Below are 4,646 nucleotides of genomic sequence, written 5' to 3'. Positions count from 1 at the left end.
GGCGGGCTCTGGTGCATGAACATCGGTTATGGTCGCGAAGAGATGGTCGAGGCCATAGCCGCGCAGACGCGGCGGCTGGCCTTCGCAAGCCCCTTCGTCGACATGGGCACCGCCCCGGCGGCCCAGTTGGCCGCGAAGCTGGCGAAGCTGGCGCCGGGGACGCTGAACCATGTGCTGTTCGGCTGTGGCGGTTCTGTCGGCAACGACAGCGCCTTCCGGCTGATCCAGTACTACTGGGCCTGTAAGGGGCAAAAGCATCGCAGGCACATCATTGCCCGTACGGCCAGCTATCACGGCTCAACCTATGCGGCACAGTCCATCGGCGGCAAGCCGACCGATCGCAGCGCAGAGTTCGACTTCATTCCCGATATCATCCACCATGTCGCGGAGCCGAACATCCACAAGCGCCCCGCCGGCATGAGTGAAGAAGCTTTCACCGATTTCCTGATCGCCGACTTTCGTGCCACGCTTGACCGGCTGGGCCCCGAAAATATCGCGGCCCATTACGCCGAGCCGGTGATGGGTGCCGGTGGCGTCATCGTGCCGCCACGGCGCTATATCACCGAAGTCCACGCGATGTGCCAAAAGCACGGCATCATCTATGTTGCAGATGAGGTTGTGACAGCTTTCGGTCGACTTGGCGCCTGGTTCGCCGCGAAAGATGTCTTTGGAATTCAACCCGACATCATTGTCTGCGCCAAGGGTCTGACCTCAGGCTATCTGCCTCTTGGAGCCACGATCTATTCCGACGAGATACACGACACGATTTCGGCTCCCGGCCATGATCGTTGGTTCTCGCACGGCTTCACCTATTCGGGCCATCCGGTCGCCTGTGCGGCCGCGTTGAAGAACATCGAAATCATCGAGAGAGAGGGACTGCTCGCGCATGTCCGCGACGACGTTGGTCCCTATTTCATAGAGCAGTTGCGAACACTGCTGGATTTCCCAACGGTCGGCCTGGTTCGCGGTATGAAGCTGATGGCTTGTATCATGAGCGTGCGTGACAAGGCGACATTGGAGCTTTTCCCGCCGGAAGTGAACATCGGCAAGCGCGTCTCCAATGCGGCGGAGAAGCGCGGGTTGCTGGTGCGACCGCTGGGCAGCCTCAACGTCATGTCCCCGCCGCTGACAATCACCCGCGCCGAAGTCGACGACCTGATCGTCCGTCTGCGGGCCGCGATGGAGGACGTTTTGGCCGACCTTCGCCGAGAGGGGCTTTTCTAACCTCGCGCTCGAGTCATTCCTGGCTGAGGAGGTTGAGATACTTCAGGAACAGTTCGCCTTGTCCGGTGATCTCGAGCTTCCGGTAGATGTTCGACCGATGGATACCTGCTGTTCCGGCCGAGATATCCAAAAGCTGTGCGATGCTCTTGGCGGAATGTCCTTTGAGCAGCAATTGAACAACATCGCGTTCGCGGTCGGTCAGCACATCTGCACCGAAGCTCTGCAAGGTGCGGTTGACCGTCAGGTGCACATGCCGGCGCATCGTATCATCGACGTTGCTGGCCTCTCCTCTTTCCAGTTTGCGCCGAAAAAAGGAGACAATGGTCTTTTCAAGCAGCCTGACCAGAAGGACCGTGCGTTGGGCCAACTGTTGGTCATTGCGTACCATGATCGTCACATGCAGGCATTTGCCCGGCCCCGCCGGGAAAAGCGCTGCGATCTCGCTATCGCCGGTGATCCGGCTCCAATAAGCCTTGTATTTCTTTGCGACCCCAAAGGTTTCGGAATCGGTCTGCGACATCACGAAGACACCAGTTTTTTCTTCTTCGGTATACATCAGGTAGAAAGGGTCCAGCAGATAAAGTCCGCCCAAATATTGGGGCAGATCATCGCCTCCATTCGGCCCGTCGACGAATATCAGGTGAGGCTGCAGATCTTTGCCGAATTCAAACGCCGCGATGGACGCGGTCGAGCAGGTGCGCGTGAACAAGGCGTGCAACCGTGCGAAAAAGTCGCGCAGACTGTCCTGATCGTTCATCTCTGCAATCGCGTCCAGAAGCTGACCCAGGCTGGTGTCTCCGTTACCCAGGATGTCGTCGATCTGCATGGAAATCCTTCCTCAGTCAGCTTGTGGTTCGCATCCTAGCGGCGCACAGAGGTGACGGCAACTTGAGTGGTCCTCGGCGCATCCCGACCGCCAACGGCCGTTCGACCCGGCGCCAAGTTTGCCCTTCGGCGGCGCCGGCCCAGAGGCTATTCTATATGCTCTGCCATATTGAAGATCGGTCGGCGGCGGCGTCTGATGCGGATCACCTAGTGGGTTAGCCCACGTTATTTGTTTTTTTGGAATTGGAAAATCCTGTCGGCGGAGCCAGGGGGCGAAAATGGCGGCAATAGAAGTTCAACCCTGGAACGATCCCGGGGCCCGGCCGCTGATCGAGTTCAGCAATGTGACCAAGCGCTTCGGCCACTTCACGGCCATCGCCGATCTGTCTTTGAGCATCTACGAAGGCGAGTTCTTCGCCCTATTGGGCCCCTCGGGCTGTGGCAAGACGACCTTGATGCGAATGCTGGCCGGATTCGAAACACCTACTTCGGGAAAGATCCTGCTTGCTGGTCAGGACCTGGCGCCGGTCCCCCCGAACAGACGTTCAGTAAATATGATGTTCCAGTCTTATGCTTTGTTCCCGCATCTTTCCGTCTGGGAGAATATCGCCTTCGGGCTGAAGCGCGACAAGCAGCCAAAAGACCGAATTGCCGCTCGGGTCGAAGAGATGCTGAAGCTGACCAGGCTGGAGCAGTTCGCGCATCGCAAGCCCCACCAGATCTCCGGCGGCCAGCGGCAGCGTGTGGCACTGGCCCGTAGCTTGGCCAAAGCACCGAAACTTCTCTTGCTGGACGAACCTTTGGGGGCATTGGACGCCAAATTGCGGCAAGCCACGCAGTTTGAGCTTATGGACATCCAAAAGCGGACCGATACGACTTTCATCATCGTAACCCATGACCAAAATGAAGCGATGACAATGGCGTCCCGTGTGGCGGTCATGGACCACGGCAAGATCATCCAGGCCGACACGCCATCTCGCATCTACGAAATGCCAAATTCTGTTTATGTCGCTGACTTTATTGGAGAAGTGAACATCATCGAAGGTAAGATCGAGGTTGCGGAAGGGGGCTATTCCATCCATTTCGCCGAAGGTCAGCCGAAACTGCAGGCCCAATCCGATGCGACGTTTTCGAACGGGCAATCTTGCTTTTTGTCGATACGTCCCGAGAAGATCGCGATCTCGAACGAAAAACCGGAGCAGGCCGCCAACCTCCTGCAGGGCAAGGTGCATGACATCGCTTATTCGGGCAATCTGTCGACCTATCACGTCGAATTGGCTGACGGGCGAATAATAAAAGTACAAGCCACAAATATCCGACGACTGTCGCGACGGGCGATCTCGTTGAACGATACGGTTTGGATCAGCTGGACGGCGACGGCCGCCATCCTTCTGGAAGGTTGAGAGCAGATGCGTCGCTTCGCCCTCATCGCTGTTCCTTTTCTATGGCTCTCGGCGCTGTTTCTGGTGCCGTTCCTGATCGTCTTCAAGATCAGCCTCAGCGACACGGCGATGGCAATTCCGCCCTATCAACCACATCTTGACCTCTCAAACGGATGGACGGGAGTAAAGGAGTTCCTGCAAGGTCTGGATCTTGCGAACTACCTATTCCTCGCCGGTGACAGCCTTTACCTGAAGGCCTATCTGAACTCGCTTTGGGTCGCGGTAACCTCGACCGTCCTGACCTTGCTCGCGGCCTATCCGATCGCTTACGGGATGGCCTGCACACCGCGCCGATGGCGACCCACGCTGATGATGCTGGTCATTTTGCCGTTCTGGACCAGTTTTCTGATCCGGGTCTATGCCTGGATCGGAATTCTCGCAACGGACGGCTACTTGAATCAGCTCCTGCTTGGCCTTGGGCTGATCTCGGAACCCCTGGTTATGCTGAACACCAATTTCGCTGTCTATGTCGGCATCGTATACACTTACCTGCCCTTCATGGTCTTGCCGATCTATTCGGCGCTGGAAAAGTTCGATGGTTCTTTGCTGGAAGCGGCCGAGGACCTCGGTTGTTCGCGTCTGTCGGCTTTTTGGCTTGTAACCTTTCCGCTGTCCCGGCCAGGGATCATCGCGGGGTGCTTTCTGGTTTTCATCCCTGCGGTCGGCGAATTTGTGATCCCGTCGCTCTTGGGCGGATCCAGCACGCTGATGATCGGCAGCGTGCTGTGGGGAGAGTTCTTCAACAACCGTGACTGGCCGATTGCCTCGTCCGTGGCCGTCATCCTGCTGCTCCTGTTGATCATCCCGATCGTGCTGTTCCAGCGTTATCTGCAAAAACAACGGGAGGCCGGCCTATGAATCGGGTCAGCTGGTTCAATGCAACCTCGCTTTGCCTTGGGTTTGCCTTCCTTTACCTACCGATGCTGATTCTGGTGGCCTACAGCTTCAACGAATCTCGGCTGGTGACGATCTGGGGCGGCTTCTCGACCAAATGGTATGGCGTGCTGTTCCAGGATCAGGCGTTCAAGGATGCGGCCTGGATCACAATGGTGGTTGCCGTCGTCAGTTCGACCGTGGCAACCGTCCTCGGCACGATGGCCGCACTTGTGCTGGTCAGGTCCGGCCGCTTTTTCGGTCGCTCATTGTTTTCCGGGA

General features: G+C 57.5%; 4 protein-coding genes and 1 pseudogene. 4 read left to right on the top strand and 1 reads right to left on the bottom strand.

The features are described from left to right. Nucleotides 1-1,224, top strand: a 1,224-nt coding sequence (locus tag WBB85_RS05700) for an aminotransferase class III-fold pyridoxal phosphate-dependent enzyme (RefSeq protein WP_432637665.1), incomplete at its 5' end; no start/stop codon positions are given. A 13-nt stretch (nucleotides 1,225-1,237) separates the two neighbouring features. Here WBB85_RS05700 and WBB85_RS05695 read toward each other — a convergent pair. Then, nucleotides 1,238-2,050 (bottom strand): response regulator transcription factor, encoded by an 813-nt coding sequence (locus tag WBB85_RS05695; protein ID WP_432637664.1) that lies wholly within the window; start codon nucleotides 2,048-2,050, stop codon nucleotides 1,238-1,240. Nucleotides 2,051-2,327: 277 nt separating this feature from the next. Here WBB85_RS05695 and WBB85_RS05690 point away from each other — a divergent pair, with 277 nt between their 5' ends. The 3 genes and pseudogenes from WBB85_RS05690 to WBB85_RS05680 all read left to right on the top strand — a co-directional run. After that, nucleotides 2,328-3,452: an ABC transporter ATP-binding protein gene (locus WBB85_RS05690; RefSeq protein ID WP_432637662.1), complete on the top strand. Its 1,125-nt coding sequence runs from the start codon at nucleotides 2,328-2,330 to the stop codon at nucleotides 3,450-3,452. Nucleotides 3,453-3,458: 6 nt separating this feature from the next. Next, nucleotides 3,459-4,349, top strand: a complete 891-nt coding sequence (locus WBB85_RS05685; protein WP_432637661.1) for an ABC transporter permease subunit — start codon at nucleotides 3,459-3,461, stop codon at nucleotides 4,347-4,349. Beyond that, a pseudogene (locus tag WBB85_RS05680) lies at nucleotides 4,346-4,646 on the top strand (putrescine ABC transporter permease PotI); the annotation flags it as partial. The gene WBB85_RS05685 and the pseudogene WBB85_RS05680, both read left to right, overlap by 4 nt.

The organism is Albidovulum sp. (assembly GCF_049646345.1).
Taxonomy (GTDB): domain Bacteria; phylum Pseudomonadota; class Alphaproteobacteria; order Rhodobacterales; family Rhodobacteraceae; genus Albidovulum.
This window is presented reverse-complemented; position numbering and strand designations above follow the sequence as displayed.

What these genes read in the sequence shown, in the direction of transcription:
- WBB85_RS05695 (WP_432637664.1), bottom strand. Translation starts at nt 2,050, where the DNA reads ATGCAGATCGACGACATCCTGGGTAACGGAGACACCAGCCTGGGTCAG.
- WBB85_RS05685 (WP_432637661.1), top strand. Translation starts at nt 3,459, where the DNA reads ATGCGTCGCTTCGCCCTCATCGCTGTTCCTTTTCTATGGCTCTCGGCG.
- WBB85_RS05690 (WP_432637662.1), top strand. Translation starts at nt 2,328, where the DNA reads ATGGCGGCAATAGAAGTTCAACCCTGGAACGATCCCGGGGCCCGGCCG.